The sequence below is a fragment of the Azospirillum brasilense genome, from assembly GCF_001315015.1.
Classification (GTDB): Bacteria; Pseudomonadota; Alphaproteobacteria; order Azospirillales; family Azospirillaceae; genus Azospirillum; species Azospirillum brasilense.
Genome location: NZ_CP012915.1, coordinates 272,157 through 295,135, shown reverse-complemented (window position 1 = coordinate 295,135; position 22,979 = coordinate 272,157). Strand labels below are relative to the sequence as shown.

The window sequence follows — 22,979 nt, the reverse complement described above, 5'->3', positions numbered from 1 at the left end:
CCATTGGCCCCACCCACCGTTTCCGCCGCAACGCCGGGTTTCACGCGCCCAAGCGGGCCAGCAGATCGGCCAGGCGATGCCGTTCGTCCACGGACAGGCGCCCGGTCAATTCGGCTTCCGCCCGCGCGATGGCCGGTCCGGCCGCCTCTACCACCCGGCGCCCGCTGTCGGCCAGCCTGACGAGGTTGCGGCGGCGATCCAGGCTGTCGGGACTGCGCAGGAGATAGCCGCGGTCGATGAGCCGCACCACCACACCCTGCATTGTGGCGGGGTCCATCGCGATGCTGCGGCCCAGATCGATCTGCGACATCGGCCCGTGCTGGTACAGCGCCGCCAGCGCCGCCCATTGCGGCGCCGTCAGGTTGAAGTCGGTCAACGCATCGCTCAGCATCGCCGTGGCGCGCTGATGGACGCGGCGGATGCGGCTGTGGATGGACTCGGCGGGGACGGTGCAAAGGGTGACGTCGCAACGCTCCCTGCCGTCGGCACCATCATTGCCGGCCATTTCGGTCGGGAAAGCCATGAACGCGGCGGCCTCGTGTCAATGAAAGACACTTTGGCCTTTAACACCGATCTGTGTCGGTTGTGTTTCAGGAGAGGCTTACTACGTTACCATTTTGAAATATGCCGAATGTCCAGGTCACTCCGCCGCTTGGCGGATCGCTGATGCCTCTCCATCGCGGGTCTCCCGCCGCTCCAGATCGATGAGTTCGACCATCCGACGCTCCACGGCAACCAGATACTCGCGGGTTTCCAACCCGCGGCATTCCCGGCTGTGCCGGCGCAGCAAGGTGATGGCCTGATAGGATGGAGTGCGGCTCCACGGCATGGTCGGCTCACGCGGAAGGACGGTGGTGGGGCCACCAATTACAATTGAGAAATATTACGCGAATGCGAGAGGCGCCATGAAAATTCTTCGTTGCGCATGGGACCCAGCTTTGCTCGGAGCGGTTAGGTGGACCGAAGCCGCGACGCATCGCGCGCAAGCCTGTTTGCCAGACCGGGTCTCTTTGGGGGAGGCGATGCGCATGGGCATGTCCGGCGCGTTGATGGTGACGAGCACCCTCGTCCTTCTGGTGACGGTGGTGTCCTACGATCCGACGCCCTGCCCATCGTCGTGACCGCCCTGTGCTGTGCGCTGGCCGGCTTCCTTCTGAGGCGCCGCTGAGGAAGGCCCCGGTTCCGAAGCAAAATAGAGTTATCCGATCCGTTAATCGTTGCATCTGCGCCTCCATGTGGCATGAACGCACTGTGGAGTTTGAAGAACATCCACCGCCGATGGTTCTTGTCCAGCTGCCGCCCGCGCCGGTTCGGCGCGTCCGGGCGCGAGGGCGGGGGCCTTCCTTCATCAGATTTTCTTGGCGATGCCCCATTATCTGCGTCTGTTTCTCTTGCTCGTGGCCGCCGTGGTGCCGCTCGCGGCGCTCCAGTTCATGACGCAGCACAGCCTGCGGCAGGATCGGGAAAACGAGGTGCGGAACGACACCCTGCGCCTTCTCGACCTGCTGGATGCCGAACAGCAGCGCATCGCCGCGGAAGCGCGGCAGGTGCTGGCGACGATCGTGGAATCCGGTGTGCCACAGGCCGGGCCGCCGGACTGTCAGCCGACCATGGACCGGCTGCGCGCCCGCTACCCCGCCTATCTGTCGGTGGAGGTGGCCGACCGGGAGGGCCGGGTGTGGTGCGCGACCGACCCGGTCTCGCTTGGGGTCGATCTCGGCGGCATCCGCACCTTCCAGAACGCGCTGGCCACCGGCGCCCTGACGACGGGCGAGTACGGACTGCGCTATCCCAACCAGCGCCCCATCCTGCCCTTCCGGCTGGCCTATCCGGCGCCGGACGGCACGCCGGGCGGTCCCGCGGGCGGTGTGGTCACCGTGCTTCTCGACGCCCGCTGGCTTGAGGAGAACCTGGGCAACCGCCCCCTGCCCCCCGGCATGGAGATGGTGATCGCCGACCGACAGGGCCACTTAGTGGCCCGCCTGCCGGAGGCGCCCGACGCCATCGGGCAGCCCCTGCCCACCGCCATGCTCCAGGCCATGCACGCGGCGCGGGGAACACGGTCGGCGGCCGTGTTCGACACCGGCGGAACGGAGCGGATGGTGGTGTCCGCCCCCCTGGACACCGGCACCCGCGAATCAATGATCGCCATCGGGATCGACCGTGACGCGGCGATGCGCCCGGTCCAGGACGCCATGCTCCTTTCGCTGGCTCTGTTCGGCGGGGTGCTGCTGCTTACCTGCCTGGGTGCCGCCTGGGGCATGCGGCAGTTCCTGCGCGTGCGCGATCGGATGCTGGAAACCGTTGTCGAGAAGGCGTCGGTCCTGGAGAGCACGACGGACGCCGTGGCCGAACTCGACCGGTCCTGGCGGGTCGTCTTCGTCAACGAACGGGCGCGGACCCTCTTGCCTGATTCTGGGGACGCCATTGGCCGGAACGGGCGCCAAGCCTTCGCGGAACTGATGGCCGGCGAGTCCGGGCGGACCCTGCAGCAGGCCATGGAGAGCCGCGAGGCGGTGGAGTTCGAGACGCAGGGGCCGCGCAGCGGCGTCTGGTTCGCCGTCCGCGCCTTCCCCTCGCGCAAGGGTTTGGCCCTCTACTTCCGCGACGCCACCGACCGCCGGCGCCTGGAGGACGAGCGCAGTCTCCTGACCCGGCAGCTCGAAGCGGAGCGCAGCCTGCTGACGGCCATTCTGGATCATCTACCCTCAGGGCTGCTGGTGGCGGAGGCGCCGACCGGGCGGATCGTCAAGGTCAACGACACGGCGCTTCGCCTGCTCGGCGGCCCGCTGCCCACCGCCGTCGGCGGCGACTGCGACGGCATGAAGACTTGCAACGGCGGCGCCTGCTTCGGCGATGGGCGTTGCCCATTGCTCCGCGCATTGCGGCAAGGCGAGTCGGTAGAGCAGGAGGATCTGCCTTACACCCGGCCCGATGGCACCGCCATGACCCTATCGGTCAGCGCCACTCCGGTCCGTGCCCCCGATGGACAAATGACCTTGGCGATCTGCACGCTGCGCGACGTCGGGGAGCGCAAGGCGATGGAATTGGCGCTCCAGCGCGCCAAGGAGGAGGCCGACGAGGCCAACCGCGCCAAATCGAAGTTCCTCGCGGCGGCCAGCCACGACCTGCGCCAGCCGATGCAGTCCATGTTCCTGTTCACCGGCGTCCTGCACCGCTTCATCAGCGACGAGCAGGGGCAGCGCAGCCTGGAGATGCTGGAGCGCGGCCTGGACACGCTGAAGGGGCTGCTGGACAGCTTGCTGGACGTGTCCCGGCTGGACGCCGGGGCGGTCGATCCGCGCGTGGAGCCCTTCGCCCTGAACAGCCTGCTGGACGAGATCGCCGCCTCCTACGCGCCGATTTTGGAGAGCAAGAAGCTGGCCTTCCGCATCGTGCAGGATCGGGCGGCAACGGTGCGCAGCGACCGCGTGCTGCTGGGCCGCATGGTGCGCAACCTGCTGGAGAACGCCGTCAAATACACCGAGCGCGGGGCGGTGCAGATCGCCATCCGGGTTCAGGACGAAAAGACACGGAATGGGCTGGTGCGGATCGAGGTCAGCGACACCGGAATCGGCATTCCGCCCGATCAGCTGACCCGGATCTTCGCGGAGTTCCACCAGATCAACAACCCGGAGCGGGACCGGGCGCGCGGGCTCGGGCTCGGGCTCGCCATCGTGCAGCGCCTGTCGGCGATCCTCGACCATCCCGTGGAGGTGAAATCCCAGCCGGGCCGCGGCTCCGTCTTCGCCATCACCGTCCCGCTGGCCGCCGTGGAGCCACCGCCACCGCCGCCGCCGACCGCCTCCCCCTTCACCGGCGGTCGCGACGCCCCGCGCGCCCTGCTGGTGGACGACGACGCCATCGTCCTGCTGGGGCTGCGCGACATGTTTCGCGAATGGGGTTACGAGGTGCTGATCGCCGGCTCCGCCGACGAGGCCGTGGCGAAGGTCGAGGCGGACGGCCGCATGCCCGACGTGATGCTGGTCGACTACCGCCTGCGTGAAGGGCGCGTCGGGACGGAGGCGGTGGTGCGCGTCCGCGCCATGGCCGGATGGGATGTGCCCGCCATGATCCTGACCGGGGAAGCCGGTCAGGAATGCGAGACGGACGCCGCCGCACACGGGCTGGAGGTGGTCCGCAAGCCGGTGACGCCGCGCCAGCTCCGCCGCGTCCTCGACCGCGCCATGACGACGCAGCCCAGAAGGACGGCGGACAGCATGACCGGTGCTGAGGGTGAGCGTCTGCCGCTGTAGAGGGCTCGCGGCTCCCGCAAAAGAAAGCGGCCCGCCGTCCGGATGAACGGCGGGCCCTTGAGGTGCAAAACAGGGAGGCACACGCCCTTGGGGCAAGCTGAAGATAGCAGCGGCGCCTACCCCGCGCGAAAGGGGGAAAGTCGTAGCGCCCGGCGCGCCGGGGGTGCGCCGAAGGGGGTGAGCGCCCTTCGGCGGAAAAATGACGACGTCCAAAGATTTCGCTTGAGCAGCGACGCCCGCAGGGCTATATCAGCGCTCCCGCGTCACCCCAAGAGACGCGGGGCAAAGAGCAGACGATGCGCTTGTGGCGGAATTGGTAGACGCGCTAGGTTCAGGTCCTAGTGGCTGAAAGGCCGTGGGGGTTCGAGTCCCTCCAAGCGCACCAACACTTCTTGTGTTGGTCTGATCGACAAGTGGGGCCATAGCTCAGCTGGGAGAGCGCTACAATGGCATTGTAGAGGTCAGGAGTTCGATCCTCCTTGGCTCCACCATCATGAAGCCGGCAACCTTGACGGGTTGCCGGCTTTTCCTTTTCCACGCCCCCTTGCTTTCGCGCTGGTGCCGACAAGGCTTCACCGGGCATTTCGGGAACAGGCGCTCCGTCACCGCCATGAAAAGCATCGATGCCCTCTACCTCCCGTTCAGTTGACGGGGCATCGGCTTGCGGCCGCGGCACAACGGGCCATTTTCAATGTTTTAAAGCGCAGATGCCGTCAGGAGCGTGCCTTCATGAATCCCCGGTTGCTCGCCGAGGTGCTGGAACCCGTGCTGAACGCCGCGGAGAAGGACGACGCGGCGATGCTCGACGCCGTGAATTTGTCGGCGGAGGCGCTGGCCGCCCTCGGCGCGGTCATCCTCGACCGCGACGGGCGCCCGGCCGACGGCGTGTCCGACGAACGCGCCGTGGTCGCCGCGCTCAACACCCACGCCCACACGCTGATGCAATGCGGACGGCTCGACGACGTGGTCGAAGCGTTGCAACTGGCCGAACGGATCGGCCGGCTGGGCCGCCTGCCCCACCATCCGCGCATGTCCGACGGCTAGCCACCTACGGTCAGGCGGGAGGAACACCGCACCGCCCCGGTTGTTGTGCGAGCCGTGCCGCCCAACAGGGGAGACGTGTCTTGTCGACAGCGCCCAAATCGAACGTTTTTTCCGGCCCCATCGAGGGCGAGGCCCTGTCCCTGCTTCAGGACAAACTGCTTCCCGGCTTCCTGACCGGACGGCGCTGGTACGCCGCCAAGGACGCCGGCACGCCCGCCGTGCGCATCGTCGATGCGCTGCCCCTCCCGCTGGCCTCCGGTTCCGCCCAGCTCTGCCTGCTGCGGGTGGAGGCACCAGGGCGTGAGCCGCAGCTCTACCAGCTTCCCCTGGTGCTCAACCGCGACGGCAAGGCCGATACTGCTGATCCCTTCTCCATCGCCGGCCCCGAGGCGCTCCCCTGGACGGGCAGTCTGCGCGACGGCTACGGCGACGAGGAGGTGGTTCGCGCGCTGCTCGACGGCATCCGCAAGGGCGGCGAGAACGGTGGCCTGCGCTATGGCCGCAGCCGGGCCTTCGACGCTGTGAAGGGGGCGCTGGGCAACGGCGCCGCACTGCGTTGGACGGGGGCGGAGCAGTCCAACACCTCCATCCGCATCGGCGACGCGGCGATCCTGAAAGGGCTGCGCAAGCTGGAATCCGGCATCCATCCGGAGTTGGAGGTCGGGCGCTTCCTGACCGAGGTCGCCAACTTCCGCAACACCCCCGCCCTGCTGGGCTGGGTGGAGCGCACGGGCGACGGGGAGGCCGCCACCCTGTGCATCCTGCAGGAGCTGGTCCCCGACGCCCGCGACGCCTGGAGCCACGTCACCGCCGCCCTGGCGGAGCGCATCGAGCGCTTCGACGACAGGGCGGACGACGTCGCCCCGATGACCTTCATGCGCCGGCTGGGCCGCCGCACGGCGGAGATGCACCGGGCGCTCGCCACCCCCGGCGGCGGCGACGCCTTCACGCCGGAGCCGGTGACTCCCGCCATGCTGACGGGCTGGGCGGACGGCGTGCGCACCCTCGCCCGCCGCGTGCTGGGCCAGTTGCGCGAGGCCGCCCCGCGGCTGAACGCCGACCTCGCCCCCTACGCCGCGTCGCTGGCCGACAGCGAGGCGACGGTGATGCGGCAGATCGAGACGCTGACGCCGCCGCGCGGGACCTTCCACGCCATGCGCCTGCACGGCGACTATCACCTGGGGCAGGTGCTGGCCGGCAAGGACGACCTGTTCATCGTCGATTTCGAGGGCGAGCCGATGCGCCCGCTGGCCGAACGGCGGGCCAAGCACTGCATCCTGCGCGACGTGGCGGGGATGCTGCGCTCCATCACCTACGCCGCCGCCGGGGCGCGGGCCGCCCTGCCCGAGGACCTCGACGAGACGGCGCGCGGCGCCCGCACCGCCTGGCTGAACTGGTGGGAGGGCGAGGCGGCCGCCGCCTTCGTCGCCGGTTACCGCGAGGCCATCGGCGATTGCCCGGGCTGGCCAGCCGACGCGGCGACGGCCACGCAGCTTTTGAAACTCTTCCTGCTGGAGAAGGCGCTCTACGAGATCGGCTACGAGCTGGCGAACCGGCCCGACTGGCTGGCCATTCCGCTGGCCGGAGCCATCGGCATCCTGGGCGCCGACGCCGGGCCGGAAGTGGCCGACCGCGCGTCCGGCCCGGTCGGGCTGGCCGCCCCCGGCGCCACCCGCCTCGGCGAGGCTCGCGCCCACGCCATGCCCTTCGGCGCGCAGGTGCAGCCCGACGGCTCCGTCCGCTTCACCCTGTGGGCGCCGGGGACCGAGCGGGTCTCGCTGTGGCTGGAGGACACCCAGGCTCTGCTGCCCATGGTGCGACGGGCCGACGGCTGGTTCGAGTGGACCACCGCCCAGGCCCAGGCGGGCACCCGCTACCAGTTCGAGCTTCCCGACGGGCTGCGCGTGCCCGACCCGGCCTCCCGCCACCAGCCCGACGACGTGCACGGGCCGAGCGAGGTGATCGACCCCACCGTCTACCGCTGGTCCGACGCCGCCTGGACCGGCCGCCCCTGGCACGAGACGGTGCTGTACGAGCTGCACGTCGGCACCTTCACCGAGGAAGGCACCTTCCGCGCCGCCATCGACAAGCTCGACCACCTCGTCGAGCTGGGAGTCACCGCCATCGAGCTGCTGCCGGTGGCCGACTTCCCCGGCGCCCGCAACTGGGGCTATGACGGGGTGCTGCCCTACGCCCCGGACGCCGCCTACGGCCGTCCGGAGGATCTGAAGGCGCTGGTGGACGCCGCCCACGCCAAGGGGCTGATGGTCTTCCTCGACGTCGTCTACAACCATTTCGGGCCGGACGGGAACTACCTCCACGCCTACGCCAAGGCCTTCTTCACCGACCGGCACAAGACCCCCTGGGGCGATGCCATCAACGTGGACGGGCCGCGCAACGCCACGGTGCGCGACTACTTCATCCACAACGCGCTCTATTGGATCGAGGAGTTCCACATGGATGGGCTGCGCTTCGACGCGGTCCACGCCATCCTCGACGACAGCGACAAGCTGTTCCTTCAGGAGCTGGCGGAGCGCGTGCAGGACGCCGTGCGTTGCCGCCGCCACGTCCATCTCGTTCTGGAGAACGACGAGAACGAAGCCCACCTGCTGGAGCGCCACCCGGAAGGCGACCCGCGCTGGCACACCGCGCAATGGAACGACGACCTGCACCATTGCCTGCACGTCTGGGCGTCCGGCGAAGACGCCGGCTATTACACCGACTATGCCGGCGACGCGGCGAAGCTGGCCCGCGCCATGGCCGAGGGCTTCGCCTTCCAGGGCCACGCCTCCTCCTACCGCGGCGGCGAGGCGCGCGGCGAGCCGTCGGCGCATCTGCCGCCGACCGCCTTCGTCACCTTCATCCAGAACCACGACCAGATCGGCAACCGCGCCTTCGGGGACCGCATCACCCGCTTTTCGCGGCCCGAGGCGGTGCGGGCGGCGAGTTCGCTCTATCTGCTGGGGCCGGGCATCCCGATGCTGTTCATGGGCGAGGAATGGGCATCCGACCGCCCTTTCCCCTTCTTCTGCGACTTCGCCGACGAGCTGGCCGAGGCGGTGCGCAACGGCCGGCGGGAGGAATTCGCCAAGTTCCCCGAATTCCAGGACCCGAAGGTGCGCGACCGCATCCCCGACCCGACCGCGCCGGAGACCTTCCAGTCGGCCAAGCTCGATTGGGACGACCGCGACCGGGGTGAACACGGGGAGTGGCTGGACTGGTACCGCCGCATCCTGGCGGTGCGCCGCAAGGAGATCGCGCCACGGCTGGAGAACCCGCCCGGCGGTGCGGCCGCCCACGAGGTGATCGACGGGCGGGGCATCCGCGTGTCCTGGCGGCTGGGCGACGGCAGCCGCCTGCATCTGCTCGCCAACCTGTCCGACGCCCCCGTGACGGGTATGGGCGAGGCCATAGGCCGCGTCCTGTGGACCGAGGGTAAGGGCCTCGATGCCGGAACCATGGCGCCGCTGTCCGTCCTGTGGACCATCGAGGAGACGACGGCGCTCGACCGGCTCGGCGAGCGGATGGGGATCGAGACGCACTACACCGGGGCGTCGGGCGAGACCATCCAGGCGTCGGAGGGCACCATCCGCGCCCTGCTCGCCGCCATGGAGGTGAACGCCGACGACCCAGAGGAGGCGCTGGCGGCGCTGGAGCGGCGCGAGTTGGCCCGCCCCCTGCCGCCGGTGGCGGTGCTGCGCATCGACCGCCCGCCCTTCAGCGTCACCGTCACCCTGCCGGAAGGCAGCGGGACGCTGCGCTGGACCCTGACGCTGGAGGGCGGGGGCGACCGCAGCGGCGAGGCCGATTTCGGCGACCTGCCGCTGGTCCGCAAGGCGGGCTTGGGTGAGCAGCGCTTCGAGGTGCGCCGCCTCGACCTCGGCGCGGCTCCGGCGCCCGGCTACCACCGGCTGCGGCTGGAGGTCGACGGCCTGCGAGCGGAGCATCCCGGCCTGGAGACCACGGTCATCGCCGCCCCCGCCACCTGCCACCTCCCCGCTCCGCTCCAGATGGGCGAGCGGATCTGGGGCCTGTCGGTGCAGCTCTACGCCCTGCGCTGCGCCGGGGATTGGGGGATCGGCGACTTCGGCGACCTCGTCAACGTCGCGGAGATGGCGGCGGCGCGCGGCGCGGGCATCGTCGGGCTGAACCCGCTGCACGCCCTGTTCCTCGACCAGCCCGATCAGGCCAGCCCCTATTCCCCGGCCAGCCGCCTGTTCCTCAACCCGCTCTACATCGACGTGCTGGCGGTGCCGGAGCTGATGGGCTGCGCCGAGGCCCGCGACCGGATCGCGGATGAGGCGTTCCTGCGGAACGTCAAGGCGGCGGAGGCCGCGCCGCTGGTCGATTACGCCGCCGTGGCGGCGCTGAAGCTGCCGGTTCTGGAACGGCTGTTCGTCCATTTCCAGACCGAAGGCAGCGAGGAGCGGCGGCGGGCGCTCGCCGCCTTCCGGGCTGAGTTGGGTGAGGGGCTGGACCGCTTCGGCACCTTCCAGGCCCTGCGCGAGCGCTTCGCCAAGGACGGCACGCCCGACTGGCGCCGCTGGCCGGAGGAGTATCAGGACGCCGCCTCCCCCGCCGTCCGCCGCTTCGCCGAGGAGCAGCGGGAGCGCATCGACTTCTTCGTCTGGCTGCAATGGCTGGCCGACAGCCAGTTGCAGGCGGCGGCGGAGCGGGCGCGGGAGCGCGGGATGGCCGTCGGCTTCTTCCGCGACCTCGCGGTCGGGGCGGACAGCGGCGGGGCGGAAACCTGGGCCGACCCGCATGTGGTGGTGGCGCGGGCCCATGTCGGCGCCCCGCCCGACCTGTTCAACCCGGCCGGGCAGGACTGGGGCCTGCCGCCCTTCCACCCCCACGCGCTGCGCGAGGGCGGCTACGCCTGCTTCATCGAGCTTCTGCGCGCCAACATGCGCCACGCCGGGGCGCTGCGCATCGACCACGCCATGGCGCTCCAGCACGTCTACTGGATACCGGAGGGGCACCCGCCCTCCGAAGGGGCCTACGTCGCCTACCCGATGGACGACCTCCTCGGAATTCTGGCCCTGGAGAGCCAGCGCAACCGTTGCCTCGTCGTCGGCGAGGATCTGGGCACCGTGCCCGAGGGATTCCGCGAGCGCATGGCGGAGGCGGGTGTCCTGAGCTACCGGGTGATGTTCTTCGAATGGACCGAGGACGGCGGGTTCCGCGGCCCCGACGACTACCCCTACGCGGCGCTCGCCACCGTGGGCAGCCACGACCTCGCCACGCTGCGCGGCTGGTGGGAGGGGCACGACATCACGCTGAAGGAGGAACGCGGCCTGTACCCCGCCGAAGGCGAGGCGGAGCGCCAGCGCGACCGCCGCATGGCCGAGCGCGCCCGCCTGCTGGAAGCGCTCGCCGACGCCTACCTGCCGCTGCCCGCCAGCTTCGGCCCCGACAGCCCTTACAGCGAGGCGCTCGGCCACGCGGTGCACGCCTTCCTCGCCCGCACCGGCTCGGCCATCGCCATGGTCCAGATGGACGACCTGACCGCCGAGCTGGAGCAGGTGAACCTGCCCGGCACGGTGGACCAGTATCCCAACTGGCGCCGCAAGCTGCGCCTCGCGCTGGAGGACATGGCCGACTGCCCGCAGGCCGGCGCCATCGCCACCATCATGGCCGCCGCCCGGCCGGCCGCGGTGGCCGATGGAAAAAAGCCTGAAAGCCCCCTCTCCCCCCTGGGGAGAGGGTTGGGGTGAGGGGGTCCCGCAACTCCCGAACGTCCGGCACACGCGCAACCCCCTCACCCTCCCCTCTCCCCAGGGGGGAGAGGGAACATCCATCAGGAGACCAACCCATGGCGGCGGACGCCGAAAAGCCGATCCCCCTGGCCACCTACCGCGTGCAGCTGCGCGCCGAGTTCGGCTTCGACCGCACCGCCGGAATCGCCGACTACATGGCGCGGCTGGGCGTCAGCCACCTCTACGCCTCGCCCTACATGAAGGCGCGGCCGGGCAGCACCCACGGCTACGACATCGTCGACCACAACGCCCTGAACCCGGAGCTGGGCAGCGAGGAGTCCTTCCATGGCATGGTGGAGGCGCTGAAGCGCAACGGGCTCGGCCAGATCCTCGACTTCGTGCCCAACCACATGGGCGTCGGCGGGTCGGACAACGGTTGGTGGCTGGACGTGCTGGAATGGGGACCGGACAGCCCCTATGCCGGTTACTTCGACATCGAGTGGGAGCCCGACCGCCGCTACCTGCACGGCAAGGTGCTGGTGCCGCTGCTCGGCGACCAGTTCGGCGCGGTGCTGGAATCCGGCGGGCTGGAGCTGCGCTTCGACAAGGAAACGGGCGGCTTCGCCGTCTGGGCCTACGACACCCACAAGCTGCCCATCCGGCCCGCCGACTACGGCACGATCCTCGGCGACGACCAGCCGGACCTGGAGCGCATCGGCGACGCCTTCCGCCATCTCGATCAGGTGCGCCCGCACCAGATCCGCCGCGCCAACGCCCTGAAGGCCGAGCTGGCTGCCCTGGTCTCCGAGAAGGCGGACGTGGCCGAGGCCGTGGAGCGCCGGCTGAAGCGCTTCCGCGGCGAGGAGGGCGAGCCGGAGAGCTGGCGCCGCCTGACCGACCTGATCGCCGCCCAGAACTGGCGCGCCGCCTATTTCAAGGTGGCGGCGGACGACATCAACTACCGCCGCTTCTTCAACATCAACGAACTCGCCGGCCTGCGCATGGAGGAGCGGGAGTTGTTCGACGTCGCCCACCGGCTGGCCTTCAAGCTGGTTGACGACGGCACGCTGGACGGGCTGCGCATCGACCACATCGACGGCCTCTACGACCCCAGGGGCTATTGCGAGCGGCTGGCCGAGGCGACGGAGCGGCCCTTCTATCTGGTGGTCGAGAAGATCCTCGCCCGCCACGAGCGGCTGCGCGAGGACTGGCCGATCGACGGCACCACCGGCTACGAGTTCGCCAACCTGATGGGCGGGCTGTTCGTCGACCCGCGGGGGGAGGAGGCCTTCACCCGCCTCTACGCCGACTTCACCGGGCGGCGCGAGAGCTTCGACGAGGTGGTGCGGACGAGCAAAATCCGCATCATGGACAGCGAGATGTCCAGCGAGCTGCATGTTCTGGCCCGGCAGGCCTCGCGCATCGCCCGCGCCAACCCGCGCACCGCCGACTTTACCGCCAACATCCTGCATCAGGCGCTGAAGGAGACCATTGCCCGCTTCCCGGTCTACCGCACCTATGTGGACTGGCGCGGCGTCAGCGAGCTGGACCGGCGGAGCATCGATTGGGCGATCACCCAGGCGCGCAAGGCCGATCCGAACACCGACGGCTCCGCCTACGACTTCCTGCACAGGCTGCTGACCACCGATCTGGTGGCCCAGCCGCGCAGCGGCTACAGCCGCCAGCAGGTGCTGCGCTTCGCCATGCGCTTCCAGCAGTACAGCGGTCCGGTGATGGCCAAGGGGCTGGAGGACACCGCCTTCTACCGCTACAACCGGCTGGCCGCGTTGAACGAGGTGGGCGGGCACCCGGAGCATTTCGGGGTCGGCACCGCCAACTTCCACAACGCCAACGCGGAGCGCGCCGCCCGCTGGCCCCACGCCATGCTGGGCAGCACCACCCACGACACCAAGCGCGGCGAGGACACCCGCGCCCGCCTCTACGCCCTGTCGGAAATGCCGGAGGAATGGGAGCGGCAGATTCAGACCTGGAGCCGCCTGCTGCGCGCCCGCCGCGGCGACGTGGAGGGCACCGCCCCGCCCGACCGCAACGACGAGTATCTGTTCTACCAGCTCCTCGTCGGGGCTTGGCCGGCGGAGCTGACCGGCGCGGACCCCGCAAGCCTCGACCCGCAGGCGATGACGGAGTTCGCGGAGCGCCTCGCCGGGGCCATGACCAAGTCGATGCGCGAGGCCAAGGTCCACAGCACCTGGGCCGCCCCCGACGAGGCCTATGAAAGCGCCATGACCAGCTTCGTCCACGACGCGCTGGACGTGACGCGCAGCAACGCCTTCTTCGACGCCTTCCTGCCCTTCCAGGAGCGGCTTGCCCGCATCGGCATGGTCAACGGGCTGACCCAGACCCTGCTGAAGCTGACCAGCCCCGGCGTGCCGGACATCTACCAGGGCTGCGAGCTGTGGAACTTCAGCCTCGTCGATCCCGACAACCGGCGCCCGGTGGATTACGACGCCCGCCGCCGCCTGCTCGACGAGGTCGAGGGGGCGGCGATCGGCAGCCTGCTGAGCCGCTGGCAGGACGGGGCGGTGAAGCTCTCCCTGACCCGGCGCGCCCTGGCCCTGCGGACGGCCATGCCCGACCTGTTCGCCAAGGGGGAGTACCTGCCGCTGGAAGCGACGGGCGAACGGGCGGAGCATGTGGTGGCCTTCGCCCGCCGGCTGGGCGACGACACCGTGGTGGTCGCCGCCCCGCGGCTGGTGGGCGCGCTGGGCGAGACGCCGGACTGGGGCGACACCTCCGTCCCGCTGCCGCGCGGGCAGCGCTGGCGCAACGCGTTGACCGACGGGACGCTGGAGGCCGCCGACGCGGTGACCGCTGCCGACCTCTTCCGGGACTTCCCCGTCGCGCTGCTGGTGCGGGAGGGGTGAGTGCCATGGACCGCAACCCGCCGCCGCGCCGCGCGCTCGTTCCCATCGACCAGCGGCTGATCGGGAGCGATCCCGGCAAGCCCGCCGTCTTCGGGATCGTACTGTCCGGCGACCCTCAGGAGAGTTTCCTGAACCTCTACGACGGCGGCGGGGGACGGTTCGCCTGCGGGGTCTGGCAATGCACGCCGGGCACCATCGCCATGGCCGATTGGCCCTACGAGGAGTTCTGCGTCCTGCTGGCCGGGCGGGTGGTCATCACCCCCCGGGACGGCGCGCCGCAGGAGCATGGAGAGGGCGACGCCTTCGTCATTCCCAGGGGCTTCACCGGCGTCTGGGAAGTGCGGGAGACGATCCGCAAATACTACGCGATCGAGAAACCGCTCGGCCCCCGCGCCGCCGTCCGCCAGATGTTGCGTACCCCGCTGTCGCTGGCTCGCCGGCTGTTGCGGCGCGGTGAACCGGCGCTGGCCCGCGGGGGCTTTTGAAAGAGCCCCCTTGACAGGGCTGCCTCACAAAATACCCGATTTCTTCGCTCGGGATTGATCGAATCCCTTCGCCACGCGTTATTCCAAAGGACAGGCGCCCGAACCCGAGAAACGAGAGGCGCCTCATCGGACCATTCCTGCACCACGGGACGCGACCACAGACGGACGGGAGACAAGTCATGAGCGATCATCGCCAGTGGGTCGAGCTGGACCCCAGCAACGGCTCCGAGAACACCAAGCCGCAGGACGTTTCATCCGTCGCGGCCCCCGCGCAGAATTCCGCTCAGCCGGCGGAAGCACCCGCGCCGGGCGGTCCGGAAGAGAGTCCGGACCGCTGACCAACGGTCATTGTCTAAGGATACTGTTTAAAGCATGCGAAAATGGCAGGGCGAGGCCTCAGGGTCTCAGCCCTGCCGCCGCATGGGCTGCTGTACGGGTTGCGGCGACGACTGGGGCGCCGGCTGCGGCACTGCGGCGGGCAAGCGCTCGGGCCGCCCGAACAGTTCCAGCGCCGGGGGAATGGAGGACGGGCGCAGCCCCGCAAGAATTTCCCCGACGGCTCCGACGGCATCGACCAGCGCGTCGGGCATCACCGGCTTGCGCAGCAGGCCGACCGCAAAATCGCGCGCCTCCTCGCCGCGGTGGTCGAAGCCGGTGATCAGCAGGGAGGGGATGTTGTGTTCCTCCCACAGCTTGCGGGCCAGCGTCAGCCCGTTCTCACCCCCGGCCAGATAGACGTCCACCAGGGCAAGATCCGGCTGTTCCCGGACCCCCAGCCGCGTCGCCTTGGCGGCGTCGCGCAGAGGGCCGACGACCGTGTAACCGGCATTCTCCATCACGGCCTTGATGGCGGGCCCGATCAACGGGTCGTCTTCGACGACGAGCAACTTCACGGCATCTGTTCCTTGTTCGCGGACGGCGCGGGCCGACGTGGCCCGCAGCGCCCATGTTTGTCGATGCGGTGCATCAATCAAGGGGCTGATTGCGCGCAATGGAACGAGCCGGCGGGGCACCGAATGGGCAGTGCCATCCGGAGAAGCGAACCCGCCACCCTCTTTGCGTGTTTGAGACAGTCCAAGCGTGATGCAACCTCCGTGGGAGTCCTGCATGAAGTTCATCGAATTCACCGACCGCGCCGGGGCACCGGTCCTGATCAACGCCGCGGGCGTTCTCTACCTGCGCGGAACCGAGGGGGAGCGGACTGAAATCACCTTCGCCGGACGCTCCGAACCGCTGGTGGTCGCCGCCCCGTTGGACGAGGTGGCCCGGACGCTGGAAGACGCCACGCCGATACCGCCCGACCCCACCCTGGCGCTCGTCTCGTGAAAGGTTGGTCGTCAGGGCCCGGCTTCACACGTCGTAGATCGGCCCCGGCGTGGACTTGTTGGCGCCGCCGCGTTTCTGTTCCTCCTTCTCGGTCAGTTCGGCCTCGCCGCCCTGGTCGGGCTTGCCCCGATCAGGCTTGGCGGTGCCTTCTTGGGCCTCGTCGATCCGGTCGTCCTTGCGCTGGGGCTGGGTGGCGGGTGTCCGGTCGTCGCTCATGACGGTCCTCATGCTGATTGTCGGTTCACCGTATTCAACATTTCGGGGGCCGCGACGTTGCGCCCGTCGCCTGCCCCTTCCGGAGGGCTGATCCGCGCACGGCGCGGGTTGCCTGAAACCGTTCGCTCCATCACTTTTCGGGGCTGGAGACAAACCGGAAGGACCGCCATGATCGACCTTCACTATTGGCCGACCCCCAACGGGCACAAGATCACGCTGTTCCTGGAAGAGGCCGGGCTGGATTACACGATCCATCCCGTGGACATCTCCGCCGGGGACCAGTTCAAGCCGGACTTCCTGGCGATGTCCCCCAACAACCGCATGCCGGCCATCGTCGACCGCGCTCCGGCCGACGGCGGGGAGCCGGTGTCCGTCTTCGAATCCGGCGCGATCCTGATTTATCTGGCGGAGAAGACCGGCAAGTTCCTGCCCGCCGACCTGCGGGGCCGCAAGACGGTTCTGGAGTGGCTGTTCTGGCAGGTGGGTGGCCTCGGCCCGATGGCCGGGCAGAACCACCATTTCGTGCAGTACGCGCCCGAACAGATTCCCTACGCCATCGACCGCTATGTGAAGGAAACCAACCGGCTCTACGGCGTCCTGAACAAGCGTCTGGCCGGCCGCGCCTTCATCGCCGGCGACGAGCTGACCATCGCCGACATGGCCTGCTACCCCTGGGTCGTCCCGCACGAGCGGCAGCGCCAGAACCTCGCCGACTTCCCGGAGCTGAAGCGCTGGTTCGAAGCGATCCAGGCCCGCCCGGCGACCGTCCGCGCCTATGAGAAGGGTGCGGAACTGGCCAAGCGCCCGTCGGTCACCGACGAGGGCAAGAAGATCCTCTTCGGCCAGACCGCCGCCAACGTCCAGAAGTGATGATGAACCCCTCTCCCGCCCCGAGGCGGGAGAGGGCAGCAAAGCCCTTACTGCGCGGTCCAGCCGCCGTCCATCAGCAGGCTGGCGCCGGTCATCTGCGCCGCTGAATCGGAGCACAGGAAAACCGCCAGCCCGCCCAGCTCGTCCGGCGTCACGAAGGCGCCGGAGGGCTGCTTGGCGCCGAGCAGTTCCGCCTTCGCCTGCGGCTCCGGGATGTTCTTGGTCGAGGCGATCGCGTCGATCTGCTTCTGCACCAGCGGGGTCAGCACCCAGCCCGGACAGATGGCGTTGCAGGTGACGCCGGTGCTCGCCGTTTCCAGCGCCACCGTCTTGGTCAGCCCGACCACGCCGTGCTTGGCCGCGACGTAGGCCGACTTATTGACCGACGCGACATGGCCGTGCACGGAGGCGATGTTGAGGATGCGCCCCCAGCCGCGCCGCTTCATACCCGGCAGAGCGTGGTGGGTGCCGTGGAAGACGGCGGACAGGTTGAGCGCGATCACCGCGTCCCAGCGGTCGGCCGGGAAGTCCTCCACCGGGGCGACGTGCTGGATGCCGGCGTTGTTCACCAGCACATCGACCGAACCGAACGTCTCCTCCGCGTGGCCGATCAGCGCGGCGATCTCCGCCGGCTTGGACAGGTCGGCGCCGTGATAGCCGACGCGCACGCCGAACTCCGCCGCCAGACCGGCGCGCAGCTCCTCGATGGCGGCCGCGTCGCCGAAACCGTTCAGCACCACGTCCGCCCCGGCTCCGGCCAACGCCCGCGCGATGCCCAAGCCGATCCCGCTGGTCGAGCCGGTGACCACCGCGACCTTCTGAGTCAAGGTCATGGCTTATCCTCTGTTGTCTTGTTGGTTTGGGTGCCCTCCCCCCGCCGGGGAGAGGGCTGGACGCCGGTCAGCCTTCCAGTTCCGGGCGCTCGCGGAACTCGTCGAGCGCCATGGGATTGGCCAGCGCCTCGGTGTTCTTGATCGGGCGGCCGTGCACCGCGTCGCGCACCGCCAGTTCGGTGATCTTGCCCGAGCGCGTGCGCGGGATGTCCTTGACCGCCACGATGCGCGCCGGGACGTGCCGCGGCGAGCAATTCTCCTTGATGCGCTTGCGGATCGTGTCCTCCAGCGCCTTGTCGAGGGTCAGCCCCTCGCGCAGCACCACGAACAGGATGACGCGCACGTCGCCGTCCCATTCCTGGCCGATGCACACCGCCTCCAGGATCTCCGGAAGCTGCTCCACCTGCCGGTAGATCTCCGCCGTCCCGATGCGCACCCCGCCGGGGTTCAGCACCGCGTCCGAGCGCCCATAGATCACCCAGCCGCCATGAACGGTGCGCTCGATGAAGTCGCCGTGCGTCCACACGTTGGGGAAGCGCTCGAAATAGGCCGCCCGGTACTTCGCCCCGTCCGGGTCGGCCCAGAAGCCCACCGGCATGCAGGGGAAGGGCCGCGTGCAGACCAGCTCCCCCTTCTCGCCGCTGACCGCATGGCCGGCGTCGTCGAAGGCCGCCACCGCCATGCCGAGCCCCGCCGTCTGCAACTCGCCCGCCCACACCGGGGCCGTCGGGTTGCCCAGCACGAAGCAGGACACGATGTCCGTGCCGCCGCTGATCGAGGCCAGATGGATGTCCGTCTTGATGGCCCGGTAGACGTACGCGAAGTTCTCCGGCATCAGCGGCGAGCCGGTCGAGGCGAGCGCCCGCAGCGTGTCCAGCCGGTGCGTGCGCATCGGCTCCAGCCCCGACTTCTCGGCCTGCTGGATGAACTTGGCCGAGGTGCCGAGCAGCGTCATGCCTTCGGCGTCGGCATAGTCGAACAGGATGTTGCCATCCGGCGCAAAGGGCGAGCCGTCGTAGAGCAGCAGCGTCGCCCCGGCGGCCAGCCCGGAAACCAGCCAGTTCCACATCATCCAGCCGCAGGTGGTGTAGTAGAACACCCGATCACCCGGCTTCACGTCGCTGTGCAGCCGGTGCTCCTTGACGTGCTGGAGCAGCGTGCCGCCGGTGCCGTGGACGATGCACTTGGGCTTGCCAGTGGTGCCCGACGAATAGAGGATGAACAGCGGGTGATTGAAGGCCACCCGCTCGAAGCTCGGCTCCGCCGCCGCGAAGGGGGCGATGAAGTCGCCCCAGGTGACGCCGCCGCGGATGGCCGAGACGTCCGGCGTCTCGTTGACGTAGGGGATGATGACGGCGGCCTTGACGGTGGGCAGTTCGGTCAGCACCTGGGCGATCTTGGCGCGGACGTCGTGGCTCTTGCCGTTGTACCAGTAGGCGTCGGGGGCGAAGAGGACCGTCGGCTCGATCTGGCCGAAGCGGTCGGTGATGCCCTGGGCGCCGAAGTCGGGGGAGCAGGAGGACCAGATGGCGCCGAGGCTGGCCGTGGCGAGCATGGCGGCCAGCGTCTCGGGCATGTTGGGGACGACGGCGGCGACGCGGTCGCCCTTGCCGACGCCGGCGGCCTTGAGCGCCTGCTGGAGACGGGACACCTCGGCCTTCAGCTCGGCGCCGGACCAGCGGCGCTTGACCTTGTCCTCGGCCCAGAAGACGACCGCCTCGCCTTCCGGCGCGTTGGCGAGCATGTTCTCGGCGTAGTTCAGGCTGGCCTCGGGGAACCAGCGGGCGCCGGGCATCTTGTCGCCATCGGCCAGCGCGACGCCGCCGAGGTCGCCGGTCAGCCCGGCCCACTCCCACAGGAAGCGCCAGAAATCCTCCTTGCCGGCGACCGACCAGTCGTAGAGCGCGTCGTAATCGTCCAGCCGCAGCCCGAAGCGGGCGCTCGCGGCCTGCCGGAAAGCCGTCAGGTTGGAGGCGGCCACGCGCGCCTCCGACGGGGTCCACAGCGGCTGATCAGAAAGCAATTGACCAGGGGGCGGTTGATCCATCTTGCGGTTCCTGATTTTGGCTTTTTATGCCGTTCGGTTCTTGACGTTCAGCGACGGCCGAAGCGGGCCTGAAGTTCGCCCACGATACCACGGCGGAAGACCAGCACGCAGACCACGAAGATCGCGCCGATCACCACCGGAACCGGCATGCTGGTGGCCGCCAGATAGCTTTCCAGCGTGACGACGATGGCGGCACCCACCACCGGGCCGAGCAGCGTGCCCATGCCGCCGAGCAGCGTCATCAGCACCACCTCGCCCGACATCTGCCACGTCACGTCGGTCAGCGAGGCGAGCTGGAAGACCAGCGCCTTGGTCCCGCCGGCCAGTCCGGCGAGGCTCGCCGACAGCACGAAGGCCAACAGCTTGTAACGCTCCGTCCGGTAGCCGAGCGACACGGCGCGCGGCTCGTTCTCGCGGATCGCCTTCAGGACCTGACCGAAGGGCGAATGCACCGCGCGCCAGACCACCGCGAAGCCGACCAGGAACACCGCCAGCACGAAGTAGTACATGGACAGCGAGTTGTTCAGGTCGATCACGCCGAACAGATGCCCGCGCGGCACCGCCTGGATGCCGTCCTCGCCGCCCGTGAATTTGAGCTGCAGCGCCATGAAGAAGACCATCTGCGACAGCGCCAGCGTGATCATGGCGAAGTAGATGCCCTGCCGGCGGATCGCCAGCGCGCCGAAGGCGAGGCCCAGCAGGGCGGAGAAGCCCATGCCGAGCAGGATGCTGACCTCCGGCCCCAGCCCCCAGACCTTGGCGGAATGGGCGGTGATGTAGGCCGCCCCGCCGAAGAAGGCGGCGTGGCCGAAGCTCAGCAGCCCGGCGAAGCCGATCAGCAGGTTGAAGGCGCAGGCGAACAGCGCGAAGCACAGCACCTTCATCACGAAGACGGGGTACAGCACGTAGGGTGCCGCCAGCGCGATCAGCAGGCCGATGCCGAGGATGATGGCGTTGCGGGTGCTGTCCTGCCCCGGACGGCGCAGCGCGATGGTGGTCGTCTGGGTGTCGGTCGTCTTGATTTGGGCGGCCATGGCTCAGCGCTCCCGTCCGAAGAGGCCCGCGGGCTTGATGAGAAGGACGATCGCCATCACGACGAACACCACGATGTTGGAGGCTTCGGGGTAGAAGACCTTGGTCAGGCCTTCCAGCAGCCCCAGCCCAAGGCCGGTGACGATGGCGCCGAGGATGGAGCCCATGCCGCCGATCACCACCACCGCGAAGACGACGATGATGAGGTTGGTGCCCATCAGCGGCGACACCTGGTAGATCGGCGCCGCCAGCACGCCGGCCAGCCCGGCCAGTGCGACGCCGAAGCCGTAGGTGGCGGTGATCATCACCGGCACGTTGATACCGAAGGCCTGGACCAGCACGGGGTTTTCCGTGGCGGCGCGCAGGTAGGCGCCGAGCCGCGTCCGCTCGATGGCGAACCACGTCCCGAAGCAGACGATCAGCGAGGCGACGACGACCCAGCCGCGGTAGTTGGGCAGGAACATGAAGCCGAGGTTCTGGCCGCCCTTGAGCGCGTCCGGGATCGGATAGGGCTGGCCCGACACGCCGTAGAAATGGCGAAAGGCGCCTTCCATGATCAGGGCGAGGCCGAAGGTCAGCAGCAGGCCGTAGAGATGGTCGAGCTTGTAAAGGCGCGACAGCATGGTCTTTTCGAGCACCACGCCGAGCAACCCGACGATCAGCGGCGACAGGCCCAGCGCCCACCAGTAGCCGAGGCCGAGCTTCGTCAGCAGCAGCCACGCCACGAAGGCGCCGATCATGTAGAGCGCGCCGTGGGCGAAGTTGATGACGTTCAGCATGCCGAAGATGACCGCCAGCCCAAGGCTGAGCAGCGCGTAGAAGGACCCGTTGATGAGGCCGAGCAGAAGCTGGCCGAACAGGACCTGGGGCGGCACCCCCAGCAAGTCGAACATGACCGTCCCTCCCTGTGTATCGGACTTGTGTTTTTTTGATTGGGTGCTTGGGGTGGAGCCCCCTCCCTAACCCTCCCCCGCTGCGCAGGGGAGGGAACTTAGCCCTCCCTCACCGAAGGTGGGGGAGGGTTGGGAGGGGGCCCGACGCGACAACCTTACTTCACCAGCGAACAACCGCTCTTGGCCGGGTCGAGGAACGCCTGCTCGGCCGGGATCGTCTTCACGATCTTGTAGTAGTCCCAGGGGCCCTTGGACTCGGCCGGGGTCTTCACCTGGGCCAGATACATGTCGTGGAACATGCGGCCGTTGGCGGCGATCTTGCCGTTCTTGGTGAACATGTCCTCGACCGTGGTTTCACGCATCTTGGCGGCGACCTTGTCCGGATCATCGGAGCCGACCGCCTCGACCGCCTTCAGATAGTGGCGGACGGCGGAATAGACGCCGGCCTGGACCATGGTCGGCTTGCGGCCGGCCTTGGCCTCGAACTTCTTGGTCCACTCGCGGGTCTGGTCATCCGTGTCCCAATAGAAGCCGGTGGTCAGCAGCAGGCCCTGGGCGGCCTGGAGGCCCAGCGCGTTCACGTCGCTGATGAACAGCAGCAGGCCGGCGAGGCTCTGCCCCGACTGGGTGATGCCGAACTCCGACGCCTGCTTGACCGCGTTGGTGGCGTCGCCGCCCGCGTTGGCGAGGCCGATCACGTCGGCCTTGGAGGCCTGGGCCTGCAGCAGGTAGGACGAGAAGTCGGCGGTGCCCAGCGGATGGCGGACGTTGCCCGCGACCTTGCCGTCGAGCTGCTTGACCATCTTGGTGGTCTCATCCTCCAGCGAGTGGCCGAAGGCGTAATCCGCGGTGATGAAGAACCAGTTCTTCTTGCCCTGCTCGACCAGCGCGCGGGCGGTGCCGGCGGCCATGGCGTAGTTGTCGTAGGTCCACTGGAAGCCGTAGGGGCTGCACGACTTGCCGCTGAGGTCGGTCGAGCCCGGGCCGGACATCAGGAAGATGCGCTTCTTGTCCTTGGTGATGCCCTGCACGGCCAGCGCCGCGGCCGAGTTCGGCACGTCGGCGATGACGTCCACGTTGCCGGCGTCGATCCACTCGCGCGCCGTGTTGGCGGCGATGTCGGCCTTGTTCTGGTGGTCGGCGACGACGATCTCGATCGGCGCGCCGGCGATCTTGCCGCCGAACTCCTCGGCCGCCAGACGGGCGGCGATGGCCGAGCCTTCGCCGGCGAGGTCGGCGTAGATGCCGGACCGGTCGTTCATCACGCCGATCTTGATCACGTTGTTGGAGACCTGGGCGTGCGCGGCCCCGGCGGTCAGCGCCAGCAATGCGGTCCCGCAAAGCAACGTCTTGAGCATTTCGAACTCCCTTCGATTGGCTTTGTTTTGCGTGT

General features: G+C 69.0%; 17 protein-coding genes and 2 tRNA genes. 10 read left to right on the top strand and 9 right to left on the bottom strand.

Annotated features, from left to right (window positions below; all coding sequences use genetic code 11):
• Positions 1-40: 40 nt before the first annotated feature.
• Together AMK58_RS15075 and AMK58_RS15070 are read right to left on the bottom strand one after the other, a co-directional pair.
• Positions 41-523 carry a MarR family winged helix-turn-helix transcriptional regulator gene (locus tag AMK58_RS15075; protein ID WP_051140473.1) on the bottom strand — a complete coding sequence of 161 codons (483 nt, stop codon included), beginning with the start codon at positions 521-523 and terminating at the stop codon, positions 41-43.
• Between the two features lie 117 nt (positions 524-640).
• Positions 641-829, bottom strand: coding sequence for a hypothetical protein (locus AMK58_RS15070; RefSeq protein WP_035677089.1), 189 nt, complete (start codon positions 827-829; stop codon positions 641-643).
• A 535-nt stretch (positions 830-1,364) separates the two neighbouring features.
• On the opposite strand from AMK58_RS15070, the gene AMK58_RS29590 reads away from it, so the two are divergent.
• The 8 genes from AMK58_RS29590 to AMK58_RS30905 all read left to right on the top strand — a co-directional run bounded on the left by AMK58_RS29590 (position 1,365) and on the right by AMK58_RS30905 (position 14,707).
• Positions 1,365-4,256, top strand: coding sequence for a hybrid sensor histidine kinase/response regulator (locus AMK58_RS29590; protein ID WP_079285337.1), 2,892 nt, complete (start codon positions 1,365-1,367; stop codon positions 4,254-4,256).
• A 298-nt stretch (positions 4,257-4,554) separates the two neighbouring features.
• Positions 4,555-4,641: transfer RNA gene (locus AMK58_RS15060), tRNA-Leu, on the top strand.
• A 30-nt stretch (positions 4,642-4,671) separates the two neighbouring features.
• Positions 4,672-4,747, top strand: a tRNA-Ala gene (locus AMK58_RS15055).
• Between the two features lie 238 nt (positions 4,748-4,985).
• A complete protein-coding gene (locus tag AMK58_RS15050; protein ID WP_035677092.1) occupies positions 4,986-5,300 on the top strand; it encodes a hypothetical protein in 315 nt (104 codons plus the stop codon).
• Between the two features lie 80 nt (positions 5,301-5,380).
• Positions 5,381-11,017, top strand: a complete 5,637-nt coding sequence (gene treZ / locus AMK58_RS15045) for a malto-oligosyltrehalose trehalohydrolase (protein WP_059399143.1) — start codon at positions 5,381-5,383, stop codon at positions 11,015-11,017.
• Positions 11,018-11,115: 98 nt separating this feature from the next.
• The gene (gene treY / locus AMK58_RS15040; protein WP_035683634.1) at positions 11,116-13,884 is read left to right on the top strand and encodes a malto-oligosyltrehalose synthase; all 2,769 of its coding nucleotides are present in this window, start codon (positions 11,116-11,118) and stop codon (positions 13,882-13,884) included.
• Positions 13,885-13,889: 5 nt separating this feature from the next.
• Positions 13,890-14,369, top strand: coding sequence for a cupin domain-containing protein (locus AMK58_RS15035; RefSeq protein ID WP_236778269.1), 480 nt, complete (start codon positions 13,890-13,892; stop codon positions 14,367-14,369).
• A gap of 179 nt (positions 14,370-14,548) precedes the next feature.
• Complete coding sequence (locus AMK58_RS30905; protein ID WP_167555915.1) at positions 14,549-14,707, top strand: hypothetical protein; 159 nt, start codon at positions 14,549-14,551, stop codon at positions 14,705-14,707.
• Between the two features lie 66 nt (positions 14,708-14,773).
• On the opposite strand, the gene AMK58_RS15030 is transcribed toward AMK58_RS30905, so the two are convergent.
• Positions 14,774-15,262: a response regulator gene (locus AMK58_RS15030; RefSeq protein WP_035683639.1), complete on the bottom strand. Its 489-nt coding sequence runs from the start codon at positions 15,260-15,262 to the stop codon at positions 14,774-14,776.
• A gap of 214 nt (positions 15,263-15,476) precedes the next feature.
• Between AMK58_RS15030 and AMK58_RS15025 the strand changes: the two genes are divergently transcribed.
• Positions 15,477-15,695 (top strand): hypothetical protein, encoded by a 219-nt coding sequence (locus tag AMK58_RS15025; protein WP_035683641.1) that lies wholly within the window; start codon positions 15,477-15,479, stop codon positions 15,693-15,695.
• Positions 15,696-15,719: 24 nt separating this feature from the next.
• Here the strand turns inward: AMK58_RS15025 and AMK58_RS15020 are convergent, their stop codons facing one another.
• The gene (locus tag AMK58_RS15020; RefSeq protein WP_035683644.1) at positions 15,720-15,911 is read right to left on the bottom strand and encodes a hypothetical protein; all 192 of its coding nucleotides are present in this window, start codon (positions 15,909-15,911) and stop codon (positions 15,720-15,722) included.
• 168 nt (positions 15,912-16,079) lie between these two features.
• Here AMK58_RS15020 and AMK58_RS15015 point away from each other — a divergent pair, with 168 nt between their 5' ends.
• Positions 16,080-16,781 (top strand): glutathione binding-like protein, encoded by a 702-nt coding sequence (locus tag AMK58_RS15015; RefSeq protein WP_035683647.1) that lies wholly within the window; start codon positions 16,080-16,082, stop codon positions 16,779-16,781.
• Positions 16,782-16,828: 47 nt separating this feature from the next.
• Here the strand turns inward: AMK58_RS15015 and AMK58_RS15010 are convergent, their stop codons facing one another.
• The 5 genes from AMK58_RS15010 to AMK58_RS14990 form a co-directional block, all read right to left on the bottom strand.
• Positions 16,829-17,614 (bottom strand): 3-hydroxybutyrate dehydrogenase, encoded by a 786-nt coding sequence (locus AMK58_RS15010; protein WP_035683663.1) that lies wholly within the window; start codon positions 17,612-17,614, stop codon positions 16,829-16,831.
• A 67-nt stretch (positions 17,615-17,681) separates the two neighbouring features.
• Positions 17,682-19,661 carry an acetoacetate--CoA ligase gene (locus AMK58_RS15005; RefSeq protein WP_051141047.1) on the bottom strand — a complete coding sequence of 660 codons (1,980 nt, stop codon included), beginning with the start codon at positions 19,659-19,661 and terminating at the stop codon, positions 17,682-17,684.
• A gap of 47 nt (positions 19,662-19,708) precedes the next feature.
• A complete protein-coding gene (locus tag AMK58_RS15000; protein WP_059399142.1) occupies positions 19,709-20,695 on the bottom strand; it encodes a branched-chain amino acid ABC transporter permease in 987 nt (328 codons plus the stop codon).
• A 3-nt stretch (positions 20,696-20,698) separates the two neighbouring features.
• The gene (locus AMK58_RS14995; RefSeq protein WP_059399141.1) at positions 20,699-21,586 is read right to left on the bottom strand and encodes a branched-chain amino acid ABC transporter permease; all 888 of its coding nucleotides are present in this window, start codon (positions 21,584-21,586) and stop codon (positions 20,699-20,701) included.
• 155 nt (positions 21,587-21,741) lie between these two features.
• Positions 21,742-22,944, bottom strand: a complete 1,203-nt coding sequence (locus AMK58_RS14990; RefSeq protein ID WP_059399140.1) for an ABC transporter substrate-binding protein — start codon at positions 22,942-22,944, stop codon at positions 21,742-21,744.
• Between the last annotated feature and the right edge of the window lie 35 nt (positions 22,945-22,979).

What these genes read in the sequence shown, in the direction of transcription:
- AMK58_RS14990 (WP_059399140.1), bottom strand. Translation starts at nt 22,944, where the DNA reads ATGCTCAAGACGTTGCTTTGCGGGACCGCATTGCTGGCGCTGACCGCC.
- AMK58_RS30905 (WP_167555915.1), top strand. Translation starts at nt 14,549, where the DNA reads ATGAGCGATCATCGCCAGTGGGTCGAGCTGGACCCCAGCAACGGCTCC.
- AMK58_RS15000 (WP_059399142.1), bottom strand. Translation starts at nt 20,695, where the DNA reads ATGGCCGCCCAAATCAAGACGACCGACACCCAGACGACCACCATCGCG.
- AMK58_RS29590 (WP_079285337.1), top strand. Translation starts at nt 1,365, where the DNA reads ATGCCCCATTATCTGCGTCTGTTTCTCTTGCTCGTGGCCGCCGTGGTG.
- AMK58_RS15005 (WP_051141047.1), bottom strand. Translation starts at nt 19,661, where the DNA reads ATGGATCAACCGCCCCCTGGTCAATTGCTTTCTGATCAGCCGCTGTGG.
- AMK58_RS15070 (WP_035677089.1), bottom strand. Translation starts at nt 829, where the DNA reads ATGCCGTGGAGCCGCACTCCATCCTATCAGGCCATCACCTTGCTGCGC.
- AMK58_RS15025 (WP_035683641.1), top strand. Translation starts at nt 15,477, where the DNA reads ATGAAGTTCATCGAATTCACCGACCGCGCCGGGGCACCGGTCCTGATC.
- AMK58_RS15035 (WP_236778269.1), top strand. Translation starts at nt 13,890, where the DNA reads ATGGACCGCAACCCGCCGCCGCGCCGCGCGCTCGTTCCCATCGACCAG.
- AMK58_RS15020 (WP_035683644.1), bottom strand. Translation starts at nt 15,911, where the DNA reads ATGAGCGACGACCGGACACCCGCCACCCAGCCCCAGCGCAAGGACGAC.
- AMK58_RS15075 (WP_051140473.1), bottom strand. Translation starts at nt 523, where the DNA reads ATGGCTTTCCCGACCGAAATGGCCGGCAATGATGGTGCCGACGGCAGG.
- AMK58_RS15015 (WP_035683647.1), top strand. Translation starts at nt 16,080, where the DNA reads ATGATCGACCTTCACTATTGGCCGACCCCCAACGGGCACAAGATCACG.
- AMK58_RS15010 (WP_035683663.1), bottom strand. Translation starts at nt 17,614, where the DNA reads ATGACCTTGACTCAGAAGGTCGCGGTGGTCACCGGCTCGACCAGCGGG.
- AMK58_RS15050 (WP_035677092.1), top strand. Translation starts at nt 4,986, where the DNA reads ATGAATCCCCGGTTGCTCGCCGAGGTGCTGGAACCCGTGCTGAACGCC.
- AMK58_RS14995 (WP_059399141.1), bottom strand. Translation starts at nt 21,586, where the DNA reads ATGTTCGACTTGCTGGGGGTGCCGCCCCAGGTCCTGTTCGGCCAGCTT.
- treY (WP_035683634.1), top strand. Translation starts at nt 11,116, where the DNA reads ATGGCGGCGGACGCCGAAAAGCCGATCCCCCTGGCCACCTACCGCGTG.